We start from the raw sequence: 23,647 nt of genomic DNA on the forward strand, positions 1-23,647 counted from the left end.
AGACTAGACACTCATCCCCTGAAAATCAGTACTATATCCAACTACTTAGAGCTCCTACCTAGAGGTAAAACTTGGAATCATTCTTGCTTATTAATAGCTATATAAAATAAATACAGCATCTTGCTCAACTTTACGCAATGTGTTAGAAAATCTTATCCAAAGCATTAGGGAAGGTTAATATGGCAAAGTATTCGAAGACATTATTAATGATGGCCCAGGGACTAGCACTAGTTTCCATGCCTATTATTGCTAGTGAATCTACGAGTACTTCTAATCAGTCTAAGAAAAATAAAGATACTTCAGTGAAGATTAGTTTTGGACTCGGAGGAGTAAAGGCAGACAGTACTCTTAATAAGGCCTCTGTTATGGGCGTTAATATTGGAGCTCTTTCTTCTCATAAACTAGCTAAAAATCTAAGTGTAAATATAGCAGGTGGAATGAATGTTCAAACAGGTTCAAGTACAACTGCAAGAGAAAATAATATTTATAAGCCAGGAAATAGTAACTACTTAAAAGAAGCAAAGATTACATATACACCATTTAATATTTTAGATTTAGAAGCAGGTGTCATTAATCAAAGCGAACTAGATGCTCCCCTTCTTGTAGGTAATAAAGGTTTTATTGCTGCTAAAGAAGGTTTTAAATACAAAGTTCTAGATACAAAGATAAGTGCGTTTGCGATGCAGGCGATTCCAAACAATAGAAATCTCTCACAGAGAATTGATGTTGAAGAAGATGGAGACCCTAGATTTTTCACTGAGACTCTAAGAATAGAACAAGAATTATTTGTTGGAGACATCACATTGAGTGCAAGTCACTTTGCTTTTAGTGACATCTCAAATGCCGTTGCTTATGAATCTATTCTTCTTGGAAATTCCGGTTCTCCAATCAATAAAGGTAACGGGGTTTTAAGTAATGATTATCAAGGGTGGCATTTAGCTGCAAAGTACTCTGCTAACATTAATAATAATATTAAAGTAAGTACAAAGTTTAATCACTTAACAAACTCTGGAGCAAGTAAAGATAATACTGGTTATATCGCAGCTCTTGGACTTGATTACACAAGAGATGCACACAGCTACTCTGTAGAGCTCGCAAATTTTAAGATAGAGTCAGACGCAGCTGTCGCCTACTATAACTCTTCAAAGTATGGACTTGCTAACAAGAAGGGATCGAAGATTCTTGTGGCCTATGATAACTCTCAGTCCAACTTAGGAGTTAGTGCCGAGGCCATTAAAAATAAAGTTATTAAAGAAAATATATATCAGTCAGACGAAACAATATTCATTCTAAGCTTAAGGAAACTCTATGATCTTTTCTAAGAGAATCGCTTCTCTAATTCTTATTGCGACTCTAGCGGCAAGTTGTTCGTTCGGGGTAAAAGATAAGAAAGAAAATTCAAACACCAATGCTCTCCAATTGAATTCATTTTCAAAAGTGAGTACTGAGAACCTTATTTCTGCAACGAGTGGTGCAAACCAAGCTGTAGAAGATGTACGTTTTACTCTTAGAGCGTGCCTTAAAGATCCTACAGGAGTTAGAAACCTTAACTCTAAGGCCGTTACTATCTCAGGAATTGCAGGAAACCTAGCCACTGACGCTAGCGGATGTGTTACATGGTCAGAAATTCAAAAAGTTAATTATTCTAAAGTTATTAACTGTTCAGAACAAACAAGAACACTTTCAATACCAACAGAGGGAACTAGCCTTATTTTAAAGTACTCTATGGACCCAACAAAGTCAGCTTTTACTGATTTAACTAAGCCTGGTTCAAAGGGATGTCAAAATGAAGGAAACTCGGCCCTTACAAAGAACGATATAGAATCAAAGCTTATTCTTGATGAAGTAAAACTCATGATCAAAGCAAATTCAACAATTCAAAGAAGAAGTGATACTAAATTCCAAGAATATCAAATGGAATTCTCTTCGTGTGTTTATGCAAGAAGTACAGAAGCTCCAATCAAAAATAGAAATATTGAAGTAACTTTCGAAATTCCTGAGATTGAAGAAACAACAACACTAACAGTAGAAACAAATCACAAAGGTTGTTTCAAATATAGAACTAATACAAAGTATGAGCAGCACAATTACTCGCACTGGATGAACGGAAAGTTTACGGCCAAAGTCCTAGAAGGACCACTGGCCGAAGAGTCTGTCGTTACGGGCCTCCTTATGAATCCATGGGATAATGACCTTGTTGACGAGAGATTTGGAAAGTCTGAAGAAAATCCAATCAAAGAGTCTAATAGATTTCAAATTAATGGTGTGATGTATATCTTAATTGGTAACAATGTAGACAACTTTAGTGTTAATGAGCACTTAAACTTAACTGTATCTAAAACATACCAAGTAGTTCTAAACCCAAGAATTGATAGAGGACATAGATTTAACACGCCAAGGTTCTCAGATGTTGAAGAAGGTAAGTTCAAGCTTAAATTTATGATTCTTGCTCCTAATAAAGCAGAAATGGAAATTGATAAGAACAACTTTGACAACTTCACTTACATTACAGGTGCAGAAAAAGAAGTTGAAGTGATAAATGGAACAATAAACACACTTATTGATCTTCCAATTAAAGTATCAGATATGCCTAGAATGGCACTTAGAACTGTTTCAGTTTTTAAACTTGAGCCAATTGATAAAGAAATTGGTTTAAGACAAAGAGTTGTAACAGGTTTCTTTAAGGCGAAGATCCCTTGGATTAAAACCAACGTAATGAGTAATGAAGCATTAAATGAAAATACAATGGACTCTCCGGCGTCAAGATATACTCCAGAGGCCCACAAAACAACGACAGGAAAAGTGAATAATAGTATTCTTGACGGAGAAGTGAACTCTTCAGATTTCTTTGATGTAGAAAATTTAACTGATGTGGAAAAGTCTGAAACAGATATTAAAGCTCTTCAATTTAAGAATTATATTGATTACTTATTTGATAATTTAAATCTCTTCACGGAGAAGAGGGCCTTTACAACTAAGTTTAAGCAAAGCTCAAAAGATATTTTTATTTCGCAAAAGCAAGCTTCAATAGAGAAATTTAACTACCTATCGGTAAAAGAAGCTGAGTCACTCTTAAAGACAAATAAGTTAGAGAATAGACTAATTTATATAGCGAAAGAGAAAAGTAAAACAGGAAAACTAAATCTTCTTAGCAGTGGTAAGACGCAAGAAGAGAGAGATTCGTTTAAGAAATCTCTTTGCCTACTCGCTCTTGGAGAGGGCAATTCCTACGAAACGAATTTTATCGGAAGAAAGAGACCTTCTGCAGAGCTTAATGGCTGTATAAAGAATCCACTTGCCTATATGGGTCTTGATGTAAAAAGGCACGTAGATAGCGTTGAAAAAGTAAATCCTAGATACTCAAATGGATTTAACTTCTCAGTTGGGTCAAGATTTTCAATCTATGAAGGACAAAGTGAGTCAGAATATACAAGTATAAGGTCAGGTATAGATGCTGCTATAAAAATTCCTTTTGGTGAATTCTTTGGCCTTGGGGTTAGACTCTTTGATATTTCAAAAGGTGTTAACTATAGTGATTACGAAAACCAATCTTTTGGAGACGATGTTTCTGAAAGTAAATCAATTGGTGTAGAGAAATTTACAGTTGGAGTAACTGCTAATTACAATCACTGCTTACTTATTTCTCCAAGAGAATATAAAGTTACTGCTCACACAACTAATTCATATATGTATGGAGGTAGTTATGCAGGGAAGAAGGCCACGACTTTTGAAGGTAAGACATTCTATGTATGTTCAAGACCTTTTGAAGATACAATTGATGAAAACTGGTATTACCTACAGTCATTTACTTCTGGAACAAGCTACTTTAGAGATTCATTTGGTCCAACAGAGATTAAGTTAATCAAAGTTATCAGAGGCTACAAGAATTACTTAAAGTTTAGAGATGCTCTTAGAGACGAGACAAAGCAATATCTCTATGTTGATGCTGCAGGAATAGAGACTCCAGACAATAAAGTATTCAATAACTGGAAACACTTAATGGATGATTCTGAAAATCAGTCTAAAGGTGAACTCGTAGACATGGTTATTGATAACGTCGAAGGATCACTGCCAGGAACTATGGAATAAAATATTGTAATGACCTCTAAATTAAGTATAATAGTTTAGAGGTCCCTATGAAAATCATCACACTCATCTCCACTTTAATTCTTATAACTTCCTGTGCTCAATCGCAGACTGAAGTCAGTGCAAGAAAAGTTAAAAAAGAAGAAATCAACACCTGTGTCTGCATGGAGATCTACAGCCCAGTATGCGGAAGAGATGGGAAAACCTATGGGAACGCCTGTGAAGCTAGGTGCCAAAAAGTAAGATTCACTCCCGGAGAATGTAGATAGAGATTTTCTAAACGTTAAAGTTTCTTACAAAGTTATTTGCCATATAAAAAGAAAACGTAAATCCATTCTTATAGACACCATGAAATGAATAAATAGAAGGCGCCACTTCTCCTAGGAATGGCAACCTCTTCTTTCCTTTATGCCTTAGCCCTGTACGAATCTCACCTTCATGAAAATCAGGTAAAACAGATATAAGCTCTTTAAAGTAATTATAGAGAGGTCTAAGTTCAACATAATCAATGGCGCACCACTCATCCTTTAAAGTCGTTCCTCCAATGAGAGTAGTCTTTGAGAATGCTCGGTAAACTAAATTATAATGTCCTTTAGTTATTACAAAAGACTCACTTCCTAGATCAACATCTTTAAAGAGAAGATAATCCCCTGGAACAAGTTTAGAGTGATCAAGATGCGTATGCTTAAAATTCTTTAGAAAGTGATTTGAATAAGCCCCTAGAGCACTCACTACCTTCTTTCCTCGAACTTTACTTCCATCAAGCAGAGAAATAGTTCCATCTACACTAATGTCAATTATCGTTTTATTAAACTTTGTTATTTTAAGTTTTAAATTACTTTGCTCAAGTTTTTGAAGTAGAGCTTCATTATCAACAACAAAACACTCATCAACTGACCCCAAGAAAGATTTATCAAATAAACTCACTTCTTCTAAAGTTTTATACCTTTTAATAAATTGGTCTTTATCCTTCCCTTCTTCATAAATATAATACTGCTTTGAAAGGTGGAATTCGCTTTGCAATTCGCCCTTGGCTAATTGTAGAGTGTAATTAAATGAATCTACAATCAAGTCACCCAATGGACTAATCCCCTTACTTGTCCCAGAAAGACTGACCACACTCGTTGAATTTACGCTGCAAGGAGAACAGAATTCATCATTGAAAACATGAGCGATTTTTAAAGTGTCAAGATCAAATTCCTCACTTTTACCTATTTCAAATAAGATAGATTGAGCACATATTCCATTACCTAAAATTATTATATCAAATTTTTGATTATCTTCTGTCATTTTACAGCTTTCCCATTGTCAAATGGAGGTGGTCTAATTATCGTATACTGCTAATAAAATACAGTAAATAACACACGGTTTCAAGAAGAGACCAATAAAGACTCCAAGGGGATTCATACCATGGCGATTGATTCGACAGCAGTTGTATACGCTTCTACAAATACTGAAATTTCTGCAAAACAAGTCATTGCAGTTCTAACAATGTTAATTGATGAGGATTGTACAATTCCATTTATCACCAGATATAGAAAAGAGGCCACAGGTGGACTTGATGAAGTTCAAATTAGAGATATACAAACTTCTTATGAAGAATATCTAGAAAGAGAAAAGAGAAGACAATTCATTCTAGAGACAATCAAGAAACAAGAGCAGCTCACTCCAGAATTAGAAAAGAAAATTCTTGCGGCAGAAACAATTAACCAATTAGAAGATATCTATGCTCCATACAAAGTAAAAAAGAAAACGAAGGGTATGCTTGCCACAGAAGCTGGCCTGGCACCTTTCGCAGATCTCATTCTTTCGACTAAGGGCTCAATGCAAGAACTTGCTAAAGAAGCTGTTAAATTTATCAACGCTGAAAAGAAAGTTAATAGTTTTGATGATGCCGTAAAAGGTGCATGTGACATTATTATAGAAAAGTTTGCTCACGATACAGAAGTAAAAGAACAACTTAGAGCAGACTACTGGAAAGAGGCGATCTTAAAGTCTTCAAAAAGAGACAAGGCCGAAACAGTTAAAGACTTTGAAAAGTATAAAGATTACTTTGAGTTTGAACAAAAAGTCTCAGAACTAAAAGATCCAAAAGCCTCACATAGATTCCTCGCCATGAGAAGAGGAATGACTCAGAAAGTTTTAAAAGTAGAAGTATCCTTTCCTGAGGAAGTTGCTACAGGTTTAATTAAGAAGAAATTCTTTGATGACGAGGCCCTAACTCTTGTAAGCGTCTTAGCTGATTGTTCTAAGAAGGCCTTTAATAACTATATCCACGGATCTCTTGATCTTGAGATGAAAACAGATTTAAAGAAATTATCAGATGAATCTGCAATTGATGTCTTCGGAGTGAATTTAAAGAACTTATTACTTCAGCCATACCTTGGAGCAAAGACAGTGCTAGGAATGGACCCAGGAGTTAGAACTGGTGTAAAACTTGCTGTTGTTGATAATACTGGAAAGTTTCTTGTAGACACAGTTGTCTACCCTCACCCACCAAAGAATCATGTGGTTGAATCGGCCAAAATCGTCGAGGCCATGATTGATCAATTTGGTATTGAGTATATTGCAATTGGAAATGGTACATATGGTAGAGAGACTCTTGCCATAGTTGAAAAGTATGTTCCTCAAGTAAAGTCTGGAAAAGTAAAAGCGACAATGATCTCTGAAGCTGGAGCTTCTATCTACTCGGCCTCTGAAATTGCAAGAAAAGAATTTCCAGACAAAGATCCTACTGTAAGAGGAGCTATTTCAATTGCGAGAAGATTTCAAGATCCTCTAGCAGAACTTGTAAAAATTGATCCAAAGTCAATTGGAGTTGGTCAATACCAGCACGACGTAAATCAAACAAGACTAAAGAAGTCTCTTGATGGCGTTGTTGAAAGTTGTGTAAACTTTGTTGGAGTTGATATCAATACGGCTTCGGCTCCCCTGCTTTCATTTATATCAGGAATCGGGCCAAGTGTTGCAGGTAATGTTGTAAAGTATAGAGAAGAAAATCAAGGCTTCAAAAACCGTGAAGAGCTTCTTAAAGTTTCAAGATTCTCAAGTAAAGTATTTGAACAGGCTGCAGGATTTCTTCGCGTATACGAAGGAGAAAACCCTCTTGACTCAACTTTTATCCACCCTGAAAGCTACGATAAAATCAAAGAGTGGTGTAAGGGCAATGGTTTAGCAGTTAATGACCTTCTACAAAACAATGAAAATATTCTAAAGATGGAAAGAGATACAAGTTTCAAAACACTTGTAGGAGAATTTACTCATAACGATATCATTAAATCTCTAAGAGCGCCGTCACAAGATCCAAGAACAGAATTTAAGACAACAGAATTTAGAAAAGATATCTCAAAGATTTCAGATCTAAAAGTTGATGAATGGTACCCTGGGATAGTAACTAATATCACTCAATTTGGTGCCTTCGTTGATATTGGTATTAAAGAGAATGGCCTCTTACACGTTTCACAAATTGCAGACAAATTTGTTGAAAATGCTCTCGAAGAATTAAAGGTTGGTCAAGAAGTCAAAGTTAGAGTTAAGGACGTAGATCTTGAGAGAGGTAGAATTTCTCTCTCTTGTAAGCAAGATGATGGGAATGCTGAATTTAAATCAAATTATGAATCTACTCCAAGAAGAAGTAACTCTCCAAAGAGTACACCAAAAGTTGATGCTCCTTTAAAGAATAACGCTTTTGCAGGACTAAAAGGTTTTAAATTTAAGTAGCTTATACAATACCTTGAGTTCATTCGAACTCAAGGTATTAATTTAAATTATAATAGCGATACACACTTCTAATTTTATTTATCACATCATTCGCCGTAATTTAATCTCACCAATCCAAAGGAGAGATTATGAAAAAACTACTAGCAATTACAATCACTTTATTAATGACCTCAGTACACGCCAATGATTTTGAGCGCCCTATCCAGGGAATAACAAAGAAAATCATCAAAGATGAAGTACATGAGACAACAATCACTCTTGATAAATCTACAGTTCGTTGTTCAGCCTTAGGTTACGGCTCTTCAGAATTAAAGATTAGTGTTCCATCCCTTGAATGGTTTGCAATATTTGATCATTCCAATAGAGATGATAAAGGCCCATGTGTGACAGCAGGAATGAATTTTTGTACAGACACTGATGATTTTAGACTTAATACAAAGGTACCAGACCTTCTTTTAAATCCTGAGAAGCCTACAGAGAAGATAAATGTAAGAGTATTCTTAAAGGAAGTCTTTGAAGATGCTGGAGAAAATTGTCTTAGAAAGATAGAAGAACATGTTGAGACAGTGGTACGTGGAATTCCTTTTACTCATATGCGAGTGAAGAGTATTGGGACTCTCCCTTTATCAGAATGTCACTTAGAATAAATTATCTATTATTATAAGCTCTACTGGCCCTAACTTCTAAATCCTCAATGCAATATTGAAGAGATTCTGAGTTAGGGTCAATATTTTCACAAGTATTTACATATAAGAAGCCACTCTTTACCTCGCTAAATTCAACCTCAACAGTGCATAAATCTTTTACTAGATTACAACTAAGAACTTCATACGAAACATTAAAGTTTGCGTATGAAGAAATTGAGAAAAGGAAAGTAATAAGTAGTTTCTTGGTCACTGATTAATAATCCATAGTAAAAGTATCATAAGCAATTTCTTCTTTATCACTAATACAATCCGTTACTTTCTCGTAGAAGCTATGACCTAAATGATTCCATCTAGAAGATGTGTCAATCATATACTCATATCCAGTAACACCTGTAAGTGTACAAGTTACAGAAGCTCTCTCTTCTACAATAACTTGGTCTGTTTCGTAGTCATAAACCTCATTGATAAACTCAAAAGAAAGATCACAAGAATTTGTTTCAGATGAACAAGTAATTTCATTAAAAGAAAAATTAAAATCACCTTCACACCATGTATCACCGCAAATATTGTCAATTGACTCTAGTACTGTGTCGGCTTGACTCTCCGTAAGAAAATTCTCGGCGTAAGAATTAGAAAATGTTAAGAGAGTTGCAAGTAAGATAAGTTGTTTCATCAGTAGTCCTTAAGTTAAAATGAATTGCCCACTTATAAACACTTTGAAACTATTCGTAAATAGCATGAGAAACATACACATTATCTAATAATTATATATTGGAAGATATAGAACAGACCTATCTAACTAATTTTACGAGAATTAACCAATCGATCTAACGTAGTCTAGGTAGGTACTCTCATCTTTTTTAAATTGGAAGAAGGCCAATGCACTAAAGGCAATTGAAATAAAATAAGGAATAAAGAAAGAAGTGAGAACTCCCTTAAGAGTAATGTAAACAGGAATTTGTCTATCGACAAAAACATCAGGCATTATATTTGGAGCATAAACTTTCATAAGGCCTAAGAAAATAAAAGCAAAGATAAGCCCACAAATAATACTTGAAAGTGTAGTAAGATTTAAAAATATTTTCATAGCAACTTCTAGCTTATTCTTAGAACTTCCAAGAATCCAAAAAGAAACAAGATCACCTTTTACTTTACCAAGAAAAATCATAAGTCCTGACGTAATACAAAGGGATACTAAAAGAGTCATTCCTGAAAATAAGAAGAGCATCACTCTATTTTCAAGCTGTAGTGCCCAGACAAGATTCTTATTCTTATCTGCCCAAGTAACAACCCTCACCTTATCTGCATACTTTTCCTGCAACTCTTCTTTTAAAGAATCAAAGTCTCCATCTTTGTAGAGCCTAATTCTATTAACAGCACGTTTTCTAATTAGATTTTGAACAACAGGTAGCCTCACCCATACATTGAACATATCGCTCTCAGGAACATCAGTCCTAACAAATTTAGAGGCCTCTACGTTAATCAACCTTGGAATATCATCCATTAGTGTATCAACGTGAGAAGGTGAAATTAGTGAAAACTCATCTCCTTCAATAAGAGAAACTTTATAAGCAAGATCACTACCAACAACGGCTCCATTTTTAAGATCTTCCTCGCTGAGAAAAGACGGCATACGCTTCTTAGTATCAATACCTCTTAAGATCACAGGTGTAATATAATTCAACTGCCTAAGAAGAAGCTCTATCTCGTACTCTAAACTAGGGTCGTATTGCTTATTTACCAGATTACTATAGAGGCTCTCAATTTGAGATTTCTCAAGTCCATACACTTCAATAACAGCACTGCCATCGACGCTCTTGGATCTAGTTGTTAATTTATTTTGTAGACCACCCATAGTGCTTTGAAGAACAAGAAGGGCAAAACTAGAAATAAAGAGTCCAACGATTGCTAGAAATAGCAACCGCTGGCGAGTTTTTGCTTTAAAGATATACGTTATAAAGTAGCGACAAAAATTTAATATCATCTATTAAACGTCGTAGAACTTTTTCTTATTCGCTACAAGCTCTTTTAAATAATCACACGGAGTGTATCTATTTGCATTAACAGACGCTGCTCTCTCTTCCATCGCTCCTACTAGACGATCAAGTCCTTCAGTATCTGCGTAACGAAGTAATCCACCTCTAAATGGAGGAAAACCAATACCGAAAATTAATCCAAGATCAACTTCTGCTGCACTTGAAACAATACCATCCGCAAGAACAGTTGCCGCTTCATTAATCATTGGAAGAAAAATTCTCATTTGAATTTCTGTCTCATCCATTTTCTTCTTAGTCTTTGGAAGCATCGCTTGAACTTCTTCATTTGGCCCTTCTACTTTTCCGCGCTTATCGTAAATATAGAAACCTTTTCCATTCTTCTTTCCAAGAAAATTCTTCTCCACAAGCTTAGATGAAAATGGTGAAGACTCTACTCTATCTCCAAGACCTTCATGAATAATTTTTGCAACTTTCTCTCCAACATCAATTCCAACCTCGTCTAAGAGACGACATGGACCCATTGGCATCCCAAAATTTAAACAGGCATCATCAATGTCTTTCATCGGAACACCTTCCTCTAAAAGAAATCCTGCTTCATTCATAAATGGCATAAGAATTCTATTTACTAAGAAACCTGGCCCGTCTTTAACAACGACAGGTGTTTTCTTCGCTTTCATACACCAGTAGTAGAGTGCTTCCAATGTTTCAGGAGCAACACTATCGTGAGTGATAATTTCCACAAGAGGCATCATATGAACAGGGTTAAAGAAGTGAAGTCCAGCAAATCTCTCTGGCTTAGAAAGAGCGGTACTCATTTCTTGAACTGACAGAGAAGATGTATTAGAAGTAATGATACAATCGTCTCTTACTTGTCCTTCAAGCTCTGTGAAGACACTCTTTTTGATATTCATATTTTCAACGATAGCTTCAATAACAAGATCAACTCTTTCAAAACCGTCGTATCCAAGTTGACCTTGGATTGATCTCTGCTTTCTTTCAAACTCATCGTAAGTCATTCTCTTTCTCTTAACGGCTCCCATAAAGTTTGAAGAAGATTGCTTGAAACCAAGTTCAAGAGCTTCAGTTGAAAGATCTTTCATAATAGGGGCCATACCGTTACTGGCCATAAGCCAAGCAATTCCACCACCCATAGTCCCAGCACCAAGAGCAGCGCCTTTTCTAAGCTTAGGAAGTTTCCCAGAACTCTTAGGTCCATCATACTTCTTCGCTGTTTCAGTCATGAAGAAAATATGCTGTAAGTTCTTCGATTGCTCACTTACACACAGCTCTCCAAAAGCTTGAGATTCAGCAGAAAGATAGCTAGATCTTCCTTTCATAATTCCAGCTTCCATTACATCTAAAATCTTAAGTGGTGCTTGATAGAATCCTTTCGTTTTCTTTAAAACACTTTCTCTAGCCTTTTGAAAAATAATTTTCTTAGCAAAGAAGTTATCACTTGCAATGTGCTCAAGTGATTCTTTGAAGCTTCCTTTCTTTTCGTCTTCTCCGAAATGAAAAGCGGCCATTTTCTTAATTCTCTCTTTTGGGTAAACTCCTGCAACGAGCCCTAATCTCTTGGCCTTCTTTGCCTTAAGCATTTTCCCCGTAAGAATTACGTCTAAAGCCTTTGGAAGACCTATTCTTCTTGGAAGCCTATACGTCCCTCCAAAACCAGGAATGAGCCCTAACTTAACTTCTGGAAGTCCGAGCATTGTTCCCTTGTCATCAGAAGCTACAATCGCCTTACAAGCAAGAGATAATTCTAAACCACCACCAAGACAAACACCGTGGATAGCTGCCACTGTTGGAACTTTTAGATCTTCGATTTTATTAAAGATTATTTGCCCAGCTTCAGCACCATGGGCCCCGTCACTTTCTGTTTTCATAGAAGAGATTAATTTAATATCTGCTCCCGCAAGGAAACATCTCTCTTTATGAGACCAGAAGACGACACCTTTTACAGACTTGTCTTTATGAAGTTCATCTAAACGATCAGAAAGCTCTTGTAGAGTTTCCTCATCTAATGTCGTCATAGACTTATCACAGTTATATCCAAAACCGAGGTAAGCTACATTTTCTTCTATTTCAAAACTTATTTTCTTTGATTCCATTACTCAACCTTACTTGATTAAATTTTCAATGATACAAGCACCACCTTGCCCACCACCAATACATAGTGAGGCAACTCCGTACTTAGCCTTTCTTCTCTTAAGCTCGTGCATTAACGTCACAAGAAGTCTTGAACCTGTTGAACCTACAGGATGCCCAAGAGCAATTGCTCCACCATTTACATTTAGCTTATCTTCAGAAATTTCACCTAGAGCTTCTTCTAATCCAAATCTCTTTGCGATTTCTGCGTCTTTAGACGCTTCCGTTACGGCCATAAGTTGAGCAGCAAAGGCTTCGTTAATTTCAAAGAGGTCCATATCTTTTACACCAAGACCAGTTCTCTTAAAAACTCCATCCATAGCAAGTAGTGGACCCATTCCCATTCTCTCTGGTTCTAGACCATGAAAGTGAAAATCAATCATCTTAGCAATTGGTTTTAAATTATACTTTGCGACAGCTTCTTCACTTGCAAACATAAGAGCTGAACCACCATCAGTAATTGGACAAGAATTTCCAACCGTCACCGTACCAGATCTCTTTTCAAAGTATGGCTTCATTTTAGCAAGACCTTCAATAGTAGAATTCCCTCTAGGGCCTACATCTCTACTTAGAAGTTTTGCTAATTTTTCACCGTAGAGAATTGGAAGAATTTCATCATCAAATTTCCCCGCTTCCGTTGCAGCAATAGCTTTGTGATGAGATTTATTTGCGTACTCATCTTGTTGCTCTCTAGTGAGATCAAACTCCCTAGCTAAAACTTCAGCTGTTTGTCCCATATTTAATCCACAAAAAGGATCAGTAAGTCCTTGCTCAATGGCTATAATTGGAGAGAGAAATGGAGGTCTAAAACTACTAACAGCTTTTAGCTTGTCAGAGACTGTTCTTGACTTCATCACATTTACAAAGAGCTCCGTCATTTCTTTATTATAAATAAGAGGCATTTGAGACATTGATTCAACACCACCAGCAATGATTACATCACTTCTTCCACTGGCAATTTTCATATAGGCCTGTGAAACGGCTTCCATTCCTGAGGCGCAATTTCTGTGAACAGAATAGGCCGAAGTCTTCTTATCGAGTCCCGCCTCAAGAGCAATCACTCTAGAAATATTTGGATACTTAGCAGGTGTTCCTGTGTTTCCAAAAATAACTTCATCTACTTCATTGTAAGGGATAGATGTCTTATCCATCATGTGTCTAACTAAGTACGCTCCCAAAAAAGGCGCATCCACATCTTTTAAATCTGTGCCTGCCTTCGCATGAGGTGAGCGTTTGCCATCAATAATGTAAACTGGTTTCATGGCCATTTTTACTCCTCTAATTATTTTAAATATTAAGAATTACAGGGAAAATTGTAGAGTATAAAAGGATAAAGGGGAAGAAGTAATCGAGGATGTTTAGCATAAAAAAAAAGGAGAGAGGCGCCACACCACTCTCCCTTTGAGAAGAAAACTTTAAATCATTCCCAACCTTTTCAGGCCGGTATTATTCTATTAAAACTTAATTAATACACCTGCATTAAGACTCATGTTGTTAGCTTTTTCGATAGCTGTTCCAACATTTTCAAGTCTAACTTGATCAGGGTTTCTATTAGACGATGCACTCGCAGTATTGAATGAATCTCCTAATCCTTTTTGGTACTTAAACTCTAAAACTGCACCGATTGAATCAGTGAAGTGAATTTCTGAACCTGCAAGAACAGACCCTGCAACATACGAAGAAGAAAAGTCTTCGTTACCAAGTTGTACATTATTATAATTATACTGTTGGTTCTGCTCGTAACCTAGACTATGTCTATTATATCCAAGTCCAAGTCCTAGGTATGGTCTAATTGTACTCTCTACGCTCATAAAGAACTTTGAATTTACTTCAAGACCAAGTCTTGAATAATTCATTTCTCTACCTTGACCGTAAGTATTGTAATAACCAGTATTATAATAAGGGTTATAAACATTTGAATTATTATAATAAGAAGTTCCTGAGTACTGGTTAGCAACATCAGTTATTCCCATCTTTGTGTATCCAACAGAAATACCTACACTCAGCCTTTGAGTAATTTGATTTTCAATTGTTAGATTAATATTAGCACTTGATTCTAGCTCAAGACCATTTTCTCCACTGATAGTCATAAGACCTGCAGTTGGAATAACTTTATTCTTCTTTTCTTCCTTCTTTACTACAGGAACCGGAGCAACTACTGCCTTAACTGGAGCTGCCTGCTGAGTTCCAACACTATCGATGGCCATAGCTTGTCCATTGAAAGCATTTTGAAGTTTCTTAGCAAGTTTTTGCTCTTCTTGAAGACGCATATCTTCAATTTTCTTTGAAACCATTTGCTCATTTCTCTCTTCGAGCTTCTTTCTAAGCTTCGCCATTCTATCTGCAGCAGTTTCCTGCTTTGGAGCATTGAAGCTTCCATCGATATCAATTTGCTCAGAACTAAGAGCAGATTCAGCATCGCTTAAAAGCGGATCACCTTGGGCCATAATAGCTTGTGATGATAGTCCGAATAACATCAGCATCAATAATGCTTTGTTTGTGTGGCGTGTTTTCATAATTTTCTCCTTAAGTTCCAGTACGTATCTGTACCAAACATTTTTATCTTTCTTAACGCTATAAGTCATAATTACCTTGTTTATACCAAATGGAGAGAAAATAGGAAGTTAATAACGCGCCGCATGTATATTTTACACGGGCGACCTATCTAGAGCAATGTAAGTAACTGATTTTGAGTCAAAAGAAAGTGAATTAGCGCTTAATTGTAAAGTAGCGAAGGTCCTCTACATTAAAACTACGCTCGAAAGAGCAAACAATGGCCTTAGAGTCCGGAGCACAATTCCTTGCATCTCCTAAAATGGCCGATCTTACGGTACCTAGAACAGAGCCCATAATAGTGACCATGACAGCGATTAGCATGATGTACTCAACAGAAGTCTGTCCCTTATTTGATTTTAAAGAAATCATTCTATCATTATATAGCAATTGCGAGAGATCTCATCGGGTAAATTTAACCTAAAGAAATTGCTGGGCCTCTTTAATATCAACAAGAGTAGTAAATAGTCCTAAATGAGCATCCTTATATGGGCCAAAATAATGAACATTATTGAGCTTCTTCTTTAAAAGCGGGCTAGAAGTATCGTAAATTCGAACTTTTTTAAGTTGCTGAAGACCTATTCGGCTTCGTCTTACGCCCCCTTCTGCTACAAAGACCTCATCACCAAACTTAAAATCAGAAGAAATAGAAAAAGACTTCACTGCTGGAATAAGCTCCTCAAAGTCTTGATGAAGCCAATCAAGTAACTCTTTTGTAAAGAAAGAGATTTTTTGTCCCTTCTTCTTTAGGACGTATTGTTCGACATGACAATAATGACCGTATTTTTCAAAAATCATTAGGGCACAATTAGTTCCAATACGATTATTCTTTGCGAGAATATAGATACCATCTTCAAGTATAGATTTTTCATCTATAGCTATTTGACTAGAAACATTCTTGTAACACTTATTATCAGGAAAGACTTTCAGAGGAAGTTTTTCAGGAATTCCTCCAAGAAGAGAAACTCTCGTCGGATGAATAATTCCTTCAAAACTAGCGAGTTCTATACTCCAGGGACTTTCTTTATAAAACTTCCACTCACGAACGTGAGTTCGCTTTAGCTGGCCTCCACGCTCTTCAAAAATATTCTTCAGCTCTTCATTTAATTTATCTTCTTTCAATTTATAGAAAGGAGAAATAATAGAATGAAAGAGATGAAAGAGCTCGATCTCGCTTGACCTAAGAGACATTCGGCTTTGAAAGAAACTCTTCGCTGAGTAAATAAAAGTCTTATATTCCCAGTGTTCACTCTCCGAAGAAAATATTTTCTCAATATTTATCTTAAATAAGTGAAAGAGTTCTTTAATCATAACAGGGCAATGATTTAGGAAAGTCTCCACTGAGATACTTTGAAGACTACTGAATCGGCACGTATTCTGCCCGACCCTCTGACAAAAACTAGTGAACTCATTATTAATTTGATCTTTAAATTCAGCAGATGAGTTAAATACAATCTTCCCGTCTTCTTTCAAAAAGAATAGAGGAAACTTTCGACAAAGTTCCATTAAATTTTCAAAAGGTGAGCCACCTAGGTGAACGACTGAATTATCCACATGAAAGTATAAAGGAGACGCTATTAAGTAGCGGTCAAGATTAATAAAAGGCTCAACCTTACTGTCTTCTCCCCATGTTTTTAAAAAAGCTCTTTCAAGCTCGCAGACTTGTCTTCCAAAAAGTGGGCCATACTTCATTCTCTCATCATCGAGCATGAGCACTTTCTTATTCTTTGCCAATAAATCAAAGCTTAGTAAGTAAGAAAGATAATTGTGCCCAATCAGGGCCATATCTACATTTTTCTCTAACATTAAATTCTTTCCATCATTTCTGCAAAGCGACTTCTATAGGAGAGGATTAAGTCTCTGCGCTTTGCGATTTCTAGTTCTCGTTCGTAGTTCACTAAGGAACTTCCAATACGTTCGAGATCGTCAATAATTACAATATCATTAGGTGATTCTTTTTTAATAAAGTCAAATTCAGTTGATCTAAAAACCCTTGGACCGCAATAAACTCTCGCTCCAGCTAAATAAGGCTCAAGAACCGAATGAATACTGCGCCCGTGTCCACCACCAACAAGCACATGACCAAAGAGGGAGTAAGTTTCTAAGAGGACACCCGGAGTTGTATTTAAGTAAACTTCTCCTGCTTTATACTCAACCACTTCGCTTGCGATCGCAACTCTTAACTCTGGAGATATTTCTTTAATTAAATTTTCAATTTGAGAAACAGACTTTTCTCCTAGAGAATGAGGAGCAATAGTCAGTAGCAACTCGCCACTTATAATACGAGAAACTATAGATTGATCTTTTAAAATATCAAGTTCAACAGGCCACGCCGACCCAATAATGAGATTGCTCAAAGGATCTCTATCACTAACAATTTTTAAAAATTTTGCGAGTTCTTTATTCTCCTCAAATTTCTTCCTTGCCTTTTCAAGTCGCGAAGAAATTTGTAAGACTCTAAATTCAAATGAAATCACATTTAAATTCTTATCTAGTCTTAAAAAGCTCTCTCTCTCCCTTTCAGATGCTGCAACTATTAAATTAAAACTGCGGTAAAGCCCTCTTAGGAAGATTTTTTTTAGACCGCTTACTTTCTTTCCTTTTAAAGAAGCAGAGAGAAGAGTGAAGTCAACATCGGCCCTTGCACCGTAGAGAATAAGTTCACTAAAGAAGTCATAGCGGCACATGAAGAACTTCTTAGCACTAACCCATCTTCTAAAGCTCCTTCTAGGGAAACTTAAAAGAGGCATTCTAAGAACGTTTAATTTAGGGTAGTCTGCTGCTAGCTGATCACATCTTCGGGCCACGGAATCAGAAGTATAGACTAACTCTATATAATGATCTTTCTCTAGAAGGTTCAGCAATATACTCATACACTGCTCAAGCTCCCCTTCACTTGAAACGTGAAAACAATGAGTTGCAACAATTCCTCTATTTTTAAACGAGGTTGAGCTATTTTGACTTTCAAACTCAAGTCTCTTCCTCGCCGCAGGTATAATGAGGGCCAATAGTGTAAGAATTGGCCAAAGTATATAGTGAATCAAGAGCAAAGCTCTTTGATAAGTTAGATAAGTGTTTAACTTCATAAAAAAATATTCTCAAAATGGTGTCAAACTGTCATTATTTAAGTTTCCGCCTATCTAATGCTTGTCTAAACTTGTCAGAAAATAACTTTTTCTTACATTTGTGAGTAAGAAACACCCTGCTGACAAAAATCTATTGAAAATCCAACAAAAAATTGGGACAAATGACCATTGAAAAAATGTATTGAATATTTAGGAAGGAGAGAATTCAATGAAACTTACGAAAATGCTTGCTCTAACAGCAATCTTTTCTGTTATGACTGCAAATGCTGCAGAGACAACAGCGGCAACGACTCCAGCAGCCACAACGACTACATCTTCAACGAGCACGTTAAAGAAGTATTACGATAAAATTAAAGCTTCACCATTTTCTATGGCGTATCTAAATGATTCATTCTCTTCATTCAATATTGATGGTGTAAAGTCTTACCACTATATCTACGCTCATTATAAACTTACTGATAAAGACAGACTTTCTATCGTTCCTACTTTTACTACAGACCTTATAAATAAGAACCCTGTATCAAAAGATAGAGCAAACAACACAAGAATTCACTCTACTCAACTTAGATATACTAGAAGTTCTATCCTAAACGAGAAAGACCATGGTGTTAACATGTCTGCTCAAGTTAGATACTATCAGTATGCTAAAAGCAACCAAAAAGGTGGAGATGACGGGTATGGTAGAGCAATCATCAGCCTTGGTAAGCCACTTGGAAAACTAAGCCTTTCACTAACTTCTGACAACGTTGTTTACAATAAGAACTCAAGTGGAAAAGGATACAGTCACTTCAATATGATCGGTTTTGGAACAAGATATTCTTTCACTGACAGCTTCTCTACAAGTACTTCACTTAACTGGTACAAGTATAACTACGATAATACTGACAACTTTAGAGAATTTTCTCTTCTAGGTATATATACTGATTACTCTTTCAAAAATGGCCTATCTGTAGGTCCATACTTTGAAGCAATAATGACTAACGCTAAAGACGGTAGAGATGGATTCACTGAAGAATGGGTGAAGAACGCTTCTGTTGGTGCAACACTTTACTATAGCTGGTTCTAACCATAAATAAATTCTAAGAATATATAAGGCGACTTTTTTAGTCGCCTTTTTTTGGCAAATTTTTCCAAATCTTCAAAGCCCTCTAATCAAATTAAAAAAATCCTTACAAATTCCGAAAAAGAGATGTGTACTTTTAAGAGGATTTTTCATGTCAAACACGCAATTTAAAGAAATGAGAAAAGGTATTGAAGACTTAATTCTAAGCGAAGAGCAGATTACATCTGGTCAATTCCCTGAGAATGAAGTTTACGATATAAAGTTTGGCAGCGAAGTAGTTGGCCCAATTTGGCAGCAAGATATTCGAGAGTACTTGCAGAGTTCAGGTCACTTTGAAGATGGCACAGAAATAAAGGCCTACGATCAAGAAAATTGGATTCATATCTTTGAACATCCACTCTTTCAAAGAAGAAAACCACAATTAGTTTCGACACAAGTTCTAGACAATGAAGAAATAAGTTATCACCTATTAATAGATGGTCAAAAGCATGGCCCTTACACTTCTTTTGAAGTGAACTCTATGATTGAAGCAAAAGAAATCTTAGTTACCGATGAAGTTTCAATTGATGACGGAACAAGTTGGGGACAACTCTATGAGATAGAAGATTTTGATAGACGTGTTCTAAAGTCTAACGAAGAATTACCTAATCTTCCTAAGAGTGATATTTTTAACAAATCTACTGATGAAGTGAAAAATAAGCTAAAAAACTTTTCAGATGAAAAGACAAATCTTATTGCTGGTCTCGCCTATATTGGAAATTTAAGAGCGGGAAAGGCCAAGGAAGCGCAACGTAAAACAAACCAAGAAGAAATTGAAAGTAGTGAAATAGAAATTGACGCGTCATCTAGTAGAGATATGCAAGACTATCTCTGGAAGGGATTATTTCTACTCTCCGCGCTAGGGCTTGTTGCAATTTTTATAACTTGGAGTAGTCAAAAACCGACCGTGGATAGGGCCCCTGCCAGTACAACAAAAGCTAAGAAGCTTGAGCCAATTAAATTAAAACCTGAGAGAGAATTTACTTCAGAGAGCAATACTAGAGATACTACGTCAGTTGATACTGAGGCGAAAGTTAACTCTAGGCCTACTTCATTTAGAAGAAGCAAGGCCTTTAGACAAGCAGCGAAACCAAATAAGAAGCTAACAGATGACGCGAGATATCCGGCCGAGAGTGATGACTTCTACTATGACGATAATACTGATCCAGTTGAACTCGACCCTATTAGAAACACATTGAGTAAAGAAACAATTGATCCTGAGTTTAATGAAGAGGAATATGTTGATGAGCAAGAGGGAGATATTTCGGCAAAAGAAGCTGGAGATCAAGAGGAAATCTTCAACGAAGAAGTTGAATACTAAGTTAGAAATTCAATAATTCCTGTGACTTCGTGAGTATTTCTATGATAAAAATACTCTATGATACTTAAAAATACAGAAATACTAAATAACTTTAGGCCACCAGCATTTCCAGGTTCTTTCTTCTTAAGCTTTGAAGGAATAGAAGGTGCTGGAAAATCAACTCAAATTGTTTCAACTAAGGAATACCTAGAATCGCAAGGTTTTAGAGTTCTTATTTTAAGAGAGCCGGGTGGAACTCCTTTTGGGGAAAAGTTAAGACAGGCCATTTTAAATTCTAAGTCTGAGCTTGAGCCAATTTCAGAAGCTTATCTCTTCGCCTCATCTAGAGCTCAACTTCTAACTGAAGTGACTTTAAAAGAATTAAATACACCTGGAACTATTATTATTTATGATCGCTACTTAGACTCATCAATTGCCTACCAAGGAATTGCTAGAGGTCTGGGAGTTGAGACTATTTTAAATATTCACAATGTCTTTCCATTAAATTTAATTCCTCATAAGACATTCTACTTAAAGATTTCACCAGAGACATCTTACGGGCGCCAACGTATCAGAAATGCCCCCAAAGACTACTTTGAAAGCCGTGGTAAGGATTTCTACGAGAACTTAGTTGCGGGCTACGATATGAGCTGTGAGCTATTTCCAGAGAGAATTAGTGTTATTGATGGTAGTAAGAATCTAGAGCAAGTTTTTGAATCTATTAAAGAAGAATTAAATACGCTGATATTTAAAAAAGATGAGCAATAATTCTATTTTAGAAAAATTAATTTCACTTTGGGCCAATGATAAGCTGGCCCATTTCTATATTGTTCAGCCTTCTCCCGTTGAACTAAATCCAAGGGAGTTTACAAGAGAGTGGATCACTAACTTTCTCACTCAAGTTATCATGACAGAGAAGAATGTCTCAAGAGAAGCGGCCCTACAAAAACTAGAACTTGGTGCGAGTGATATTCTCTATATAAGTAAAGATGATGAGAACGAAAACTATACTGTAGACAATGAGCAGTTTAGTGAGTTTTTTAAATTTCAAAACTACAGACCACTTGAGCTTAAGCAGCGCTTTATAATCATCGATGATGCTCACTCCATAACGAAGATATTAAGTAATAAGCTTTTAAAGACTCTAGAGGAGCCGGCCCAAAGTACAACAATATTTCTTCTTGACCCTTATAGAAAGAAAGTTCTCCCTACTATCTCTTCGAGGGCGATTTATATTAGAATTCCAAGTGTTGATCAAAAAGACTCTAGAGGGATGTCGCCTCTTCTCTCTGACTTCTTACAGAATCAGGGCTTCAAAGAGGAGCTCGTCAAAGTAGTTAAAGACGTAGAGAATAATAGATCTAATATAATGCCCCTCTATGACTACCTAAAAGGTAAGAAATCACTAGAACTAGAGTTTGTTGAGAACATAACTCGATATGTTAATCAAAGAAATTTAAGCTATAAAGAGCTGGAAAAATACACCTCTGCCCTCAAGTGGTACGAGAAGGCCTCGGTATTTAATAACTACTCTCCTGAAAAACTCGCAGGCCTATTGCTATCCATCAATTAAGCTGCTTTGTACCTAGACAAATCACTGAAAATTCATGAATATAGTTGTTTAAAATAAGAAAAAATGGATTTTACATAATGCAAGAAGATGCAAACTCAAATATTGAAGAAGATAACTCTCAAACAAAAGTCGTAAACACTGAAGAAAATCAGAATGTCGATAAGAACTCGAATTCTGATAATCATACAGAGGACACTAAATTTAATGACGGTGAAGTCATCAAATTGGTTCGCGTAAGATTTCCAGGGAACGCAAAATCATTTCCTTTTCTAATCGGTAAGAGAAAGTTCATGTACGGACAGAAAGTTATGGCCATGAGTGATCGTGGAATGACACTTGGTTATATTAATTCTCTTCCTTATGAAGTTCCTTTTGAAAAGAACATGCTCCCTCTAAAAAGTATTAGTAAAGTTGCGACAGACGAAGATGTTCTGGAGCAGAGAAGCTATTACTTAAAAGAAAAAGAAGCAGAAAACTTCTGCAAGAACCTTATTGAAAAACATAAATTAGATATGAATCTTACTCACGTTGAATTTATTCAATTTGGTAAGAAAGCCGTTTTCTATTTCAATGCGCCAGCAAGAGTCGATTTCAGAAATCTAGTTAAAGAACTCGTGGCCGATTTAAAAATGAGAATAGAGCTTAGACAAATCTCTGTAAGAGATAGGGCCGCGGCCATTGGCGCGATTGGAGTCTGCGGACTTCAGACCTGCTGCTCAAGCTTTCTAAAGAATTACGGAAATGTAAGTATTAAAATGGCGAAGAATCAAAACCTCGCCTTAATTCCAAGTAAGATCAACGGTATTTGTGGTCAAATAAAGTGTTGTATTAAATACGAAGACGATGTCTATTCTCAAAAGAGAACTCTACTTCCAAAAGAAGGGATTTTTCTTAAAGCGAGAAATGGCGATATAGGACGAGTACAAAAACTACACCTTCTTGTAGAACAATTCGACATGATCACAGAAAAGGGTCAAATCAGACGCTACGCTGTTAACCAATTTGTTAAAGATGATTGCAAACCACCAAAAGACTGGAAGTTTCCAAATGATCTCAGACATATTGTTAATGAGACGAGTACCGTAATTGGACTTACTGATGAAGAACAGAGAAAGTCAGAAGAGTTTCTAAAAAAATATAGCGAAGAGCACAGCGATCAAGTCCGAGAAGTATATCTTGAAGAATCTGATGAAAGTGATGATGACGATTTAAACGAGCTAAATTCTTTAGAGGGCGAGATTCAAGTTAAGAGTGATCAGCAAAGTAAGAAGCCTCATCATAATAAGAAGCCTCACAATAGAAATAACTCAAGACCTCGACCAGAGAAATCAGCACAGGCCAGTGCTGGAGAAGGCGAAGAAAATAAGAAGCCTGCAAATAAGAAGAAGTATAGGCCAAAGAGAAAGAAACCATTTAAGAAACCTGAATAAATAAG

20 protein-coding genes are annotated in these 23,647 nt (G+C 36.2%); 10 read left to right on the forward strand and 10 right to left on the reverse strand.

Going from position 1 to position 23,647, the window contains the following annotated elements; translation table 11 throughout:
• Positions 1-179: 179 nt before the first annotated feature.
• The 3 genes from CES88_RS03390 to CES88_RS03400 are packed head-to-tail and all read left to right on the forward strand — an operon-like array spanning position 180 to position 4,355.
• The gene (locus tag CES88_RS03390) at positions 180-1,322 is read left to right on the forward strand and encodes a hypothetical protein (protein WP_290730938.1); all 1,143 of its coding nucleotides are present in this window, start codon (positions 180-182) and stop codon (positions 1,320-1,322) included.
• A complete protein-coding gene (locus tag CES88_RS03395; protein WP_290730940.1) occupies positions 1,309-4,089 on the forward strand; it encodes a hypothetical protein in 2,781 nt (926 codons plus the stop codon). The genes CES88_RS03390 and CES88_RS03395 overlap by 14 nt, the downstream gene beginning before the upstream one ends.
• A gap of 47 nt (positions 4,090-4,136) precedes the next feature.
• Complete coding sequence (locus tag CES88_RS03400; protein WP_290730943.1) at positions 4,137-4,355, forward strand: Kazal-type serine protease inhibitor family protein; 219 nt, start codon at positions 4,137-4,139, stop codon at positions 4,353-4,355.
• A 7-nt stretch (positions 4,356-4,362) separates the two neighbouring features.
• On the opposite strand, the gene CES88_RS03405 is transcribed toward CES88_RS03400, so the two are convergent.
• A complete protein-coding gene (locus CES88_RS03405) occupies positions 4,363-5,376 on the reverse strand; it encodes an FAD-dependent oxidoreductase (RefSeq protein WP_290730946.1) in 1,014 nt (337 codons plus the stop codon).
• A 120-nt stretch (positions 5,377-5,496) separates the two neighbouring features.
• Here CES88_RS03405 and CES88_RS03410 point away from each other — a divergent pair, with 120 nt between their 5' ends.
• Complete coding sequence (locus tag CES88_RS03410; RefSeq protein ID WP_290730949.1) at positions 5,497-7,806, forward strand: Tex family protein; 2,310 nt, start codon at positions 5,497-5,499, stop codon at positions 7,804-7,806.
• Between the two features lie 128 nt (positions 7,807-7,934).
• On the forward strand, positions 7,935-8,453 hold the full coding sequence (locus CES88_RS03415; RefSeq protein ID WP_290730952.1) for a hypothetical protein: 519 nt from the start codon (positions 7,935-7,937) through the stop codon (positions 8,451-8,453).
• Between the two features lies 1 nt (position 8,454).
• Here CES88_RS03415 and CES88_RS03420 read toward each other — a convergent pair whose 3' ends face one another.
• The 9 genes from CES88_RS03420 to CES88_RS03460 all read right to left on the reverse strand — a co-directional run bounded on the left by CES88_RS03420 (position 8,455) and on the right by CES88_RS03460 (position 18,237).
• The gene (locus CES88_RS03420) at positions 8,455-8,703 is read right to left on the reverse strand and encodes a hypothetical protein (RefSeq protein ID WP_290730955.1); all 249 of its coding nucleotides are present in this window, start codon (positions 8,701-8,703) and stop codon (positions 8,455-8,457) included.
• Between the two features lie 3 nt (positions 8,704-8,706).
• Positions 8,707-9,126, reverse strand: a complete 420-nt coding sequence (locus tag CES88_RS03425) for a hypothetical protein (RefSeq protein ID WP_290730958.1) — start codon at positions 9,124-9,126, stop codon at positions 8,707-8,709.
• 141 nt (positions 9,127-9,267) lie between these two features.
• Complete coding sequence (locus CES88_RS03430; protein WP_290730962.1) at positions 9,268-10,437, reverse strand: hypothetical protein; 1,170 nt, start codon at positions 10,435-10,437, stop codon at positions 9,268-9,270.
• A 3-nt stretch (positions 10,438-10,440) separates the two neighbouring features.
• Entirely contained in the window at positions 10,441-12,561 is a 2,121-nt protein-coding gene (locus CES88_RS03435; protein ID WP_290730965.1) for a 3-hydroxyacyl-CoA dehydrogenase NAD-binding domain-containing protein, read from the reverse strand.
• Positions 12,562-12,570: 9 nt separating this feature from the next.
• Positions 12,571-13,866, reverse strand: coding sequence for an acetyl-CoA C-acyltransferase (locus CES88_RS03440; RefSeq protein WP_290730968.1), 1,296 nt, complete (start codon positions 13,864-13,866; stop codon positions 12,571-12,573).
• A 186-nt stretch (positions 13,867-14,052) separates the two neighbouring features.
• Entirely contained in the window at positions 14,053-15,114 is a 1,062-nt protein-coding gene (locus tag CES88_RS03445) for a hypothetical protein (RefSeq protein ID WP_290730971.1), read from the reverse strand.
• A 193-nt stretch (positions 15,115-15,307) separates the two neighbouring features.
• Positions 15,308-15,523: a class III signal peptide-containing protein gene (locus tag CES88_RS03450; RefSeq protein ID WP_290730974.1), complete on the reverse strand. Its 216-nt coding sequence runs from the start codon at positions 15,521-15,523 to the stop codon at positions 15,308-15,310.
• A 48-nt stretch (positions 15,524-15,571) separates the two neighbouring features.
• Positions 15,572-16,957 carry a hypothetical protein gene (locus tag CES88_RS03455; RefSeq protein WP_290730977.1) on the reverse strand — a complete coding sequence of 462 codons (1,386 nt, stop codon included), beginning with the start codon at positions 16,955-16,957 and terminating at the stop codon, positions 15,572-15,574.
• Positions 16,957-18,237: a glycosyltransferase N-terminal domain-containing protein gene (locus tag CES88_RS03460; RefSeq protein WP_290730979.1), complete on the reverse strand. Its 1,281-nt coding sequence runs from the start codon at positions 18,235-18,237 to the stop codon at positions 16,957-16,959. Before CES88_RS03460 ends, CES88_RS03455 begins: the two co-directional genes overlap by 1 nt.
• A gap of 208 nt (positions 18,238-18,445) precedes the next feature.
• Here CES88_RS03460 and CES88_RS03465 point away from each other — a divergent pair, with 208 nt between their 5' ends.
• The 5 genes from CES88_RS03465 to ricT all read left to right on the forward strand — a co-directional run bounded on the left by CES88_RS03465 (position 18,446) and on the right by ricT (position 23,642).
• A complete protein-coding gene (locus tag CES88_RS03465; protein WP_290730982.1) occupies positions 18,446-19,303 on the forward strand; it encodes a hypothetical protein in 858 nt (285 codons plus the stop codon).
• Positions 19,304-19,451: 148 nt separating this feature from the next.
• Positions 19,452-20,660: a hypothetical protein gene (locus CES88_RS03470; RefSeq protein WP_290730985.1), complete on the forward strand. Its 1,209-nt coding sequence runs from the start codon at positions 19,452-19,454 to the stop codon at positions 20,658-20,660.
• Positions 20,661-20,717: 57 nt separating this feature from the next.
• Positions 20,718-21,407 carry a dTMP kinase gene (tmk, locus tag CES88_RS03475; protein WP_290730988.1) on the forward strand — a complete coding sequence of 230 codons (690 nt, stop codon included), beginning with the start codon at positions 20,718-20,720 and terminating at the stop codon, positions 21,405-21,407.
• Positions 21,397-22,212, forward strand: coding sequence for a hypothetical protein (locus CES88_RS03480; RefSeq protein ID WP_290730991.1), 816 nt, complete (start codon positions 21,397-21,399; stop codon positions 22,210-22,212). Before tmk ends, CES88_RS03480 begins: the two co-directional genes overlap by 11 nt.
• 77 nt (positions 22,213-22,289) lie before the next feature.
• The gene (gene ricT, locus CES88_RS03485) at positions 22,290-23,642 is read left to right on the forward strand and encodes a regulatory iron-sulfur-containing complex subunit RicT (protein ID WP_290730994.1); all 1,353 of its coding nucleotides are present in this window, start codon (positions 22,290-22,292) and stop codon (positions 23,640-23,642) included.
• Positions 23,643-23,647 lie beyond the last annotated feature (5 nt).

Origin of the sequence: Halobacteriovorax sp. JY17 (genome assembly GCF_002753895.1) — a bacterium.
Lineage (GTDB): Bacteria > Bdellovibrionota > Bacteriovoracia > Bacteriovoracales > Bacteriovoracaceae > Halobacteriovorax.

Coding starts and splice junctions, on each gene's coding strand:
- CES88_RS03395 (WP_290730940.1), top strand. CDS start 1,309: ATGATCTTTTCTAAGAGAATCGCTTCTCTAATTCTTATTGCGACTCTA.
- CES88_RS03390 (WP_290730938.1), top strand. CDS start 180: ATGGCAAAGTATTCGAAGACATTATTAATGATGGCCCAGGGACTAGCA.
- CES88_RS03435 (WP_290730965.1), bottom strand. CDS start 12,561: ATGGAATCAAAGAAAATAAGTTTTGAAATAGAAGAAAATGTAGCTTAC.
- CES88_RS03450 (WP_290730974.1), bottom strand. CDS start 15,523: ATGATTTCTTTAAAATCAAATAAGGGACAGACTTCTGTTGAGTACATC.
- CES88_RS03455 (WP_290730977.1), bottom strand. CDS start 16,957: ATGTTAGAGAAAAATGTAGATATGGCCCTGATTGGGCACAATTATCTT.
- CES88_RS03465 (WP_290730982.1), top strand. CDS start 18,446: ATGAAACTTACGAAAATGCTTGCTCTAACAGCAATCTTTTCTGTTATG.
- CES88_RS03425 (WP_290730958.1), bottom strand. CDS start 9,126: ATGAAACAACTTATCTTACTTGCAACTCTCTTAACATTTTCTAATTCT.
- CES88_RS03415 (WP_290730952.1), top strand. CDS start 7,935: ATGAAAAAACTACTAGCAATTACAATCACTTTATTAATGACCTCAGTA.
- tmk (WP_290730988.1), top strand. CDS start 20,718: ATGATACTTAAAAATACAGAAATACTAAATAACTTTAGGCCACCAGCA.
- CES88_RS03440 (WP_290730968.1), bottom strand. CDS start 13,866: ATGGCCATGAAACCAGTTTACATTATTGATGGCAAACGCTCACCTCAT.
- CES88_RS03470 (WP_290730985.1), top strand. CDS start 19,452: ATGTCAAACACGCAATTTAAAGAAATGAGAAAAGGTATTGAAGACTTA.
- ricT (WP_290730994.1), top strand. CDS start 22,290: ATGCAAGAAGATGCAAACTCAAATATTGAAGAAGATAACTCTCAAACA.
- CES88_RS03430 (WP_290730962.1), bottom strand. CDS start 10,437: ATGATATTAAATTTTTGTCGCTACTTTATAACGTATATCTTTAAAGCA.
- CES88_RS03400 (WP_290730943.1), top strand. CDS start 4,137: ATGAAAATCATCACACTCATCTCCACTTTAATTCTTATAACTTCCTGT.
- CES88_RS03410 (WP_290730949.1), top strand. CDS start 5,497: ATGGCGATTGATTCGACAGCAGTTGTATACGCTTCTACAAATACTGAA.
- CES88_RS03445 (WP_290730971.1), bottom strand. CDS start 15,114: ATGAAAACACGCCACACAAACAAAGCATTATTGATGCTGATGTTATTC.
- CES88_RS03480 (WP_290730991.1), top strand. CDS start 21,397: ATGAGCAATAATTCTATTTTAGAAAAATTAATTTCACTTTGGGCCAAT.
- CES88_RS03405 (WP_290730946.1), bottom strand. CDS start 5,376: ATGACAGAAGATAATCAAAAATTTGATATAATAATTTTAGGTAATGGA.
- CES88_RS03460 (WP_290730979.1), bottom strand. CDS start 18,237: ATGAAGTTAAACACTTATCTAACTTATCAAAGAGCTTTGCTCTTGATT.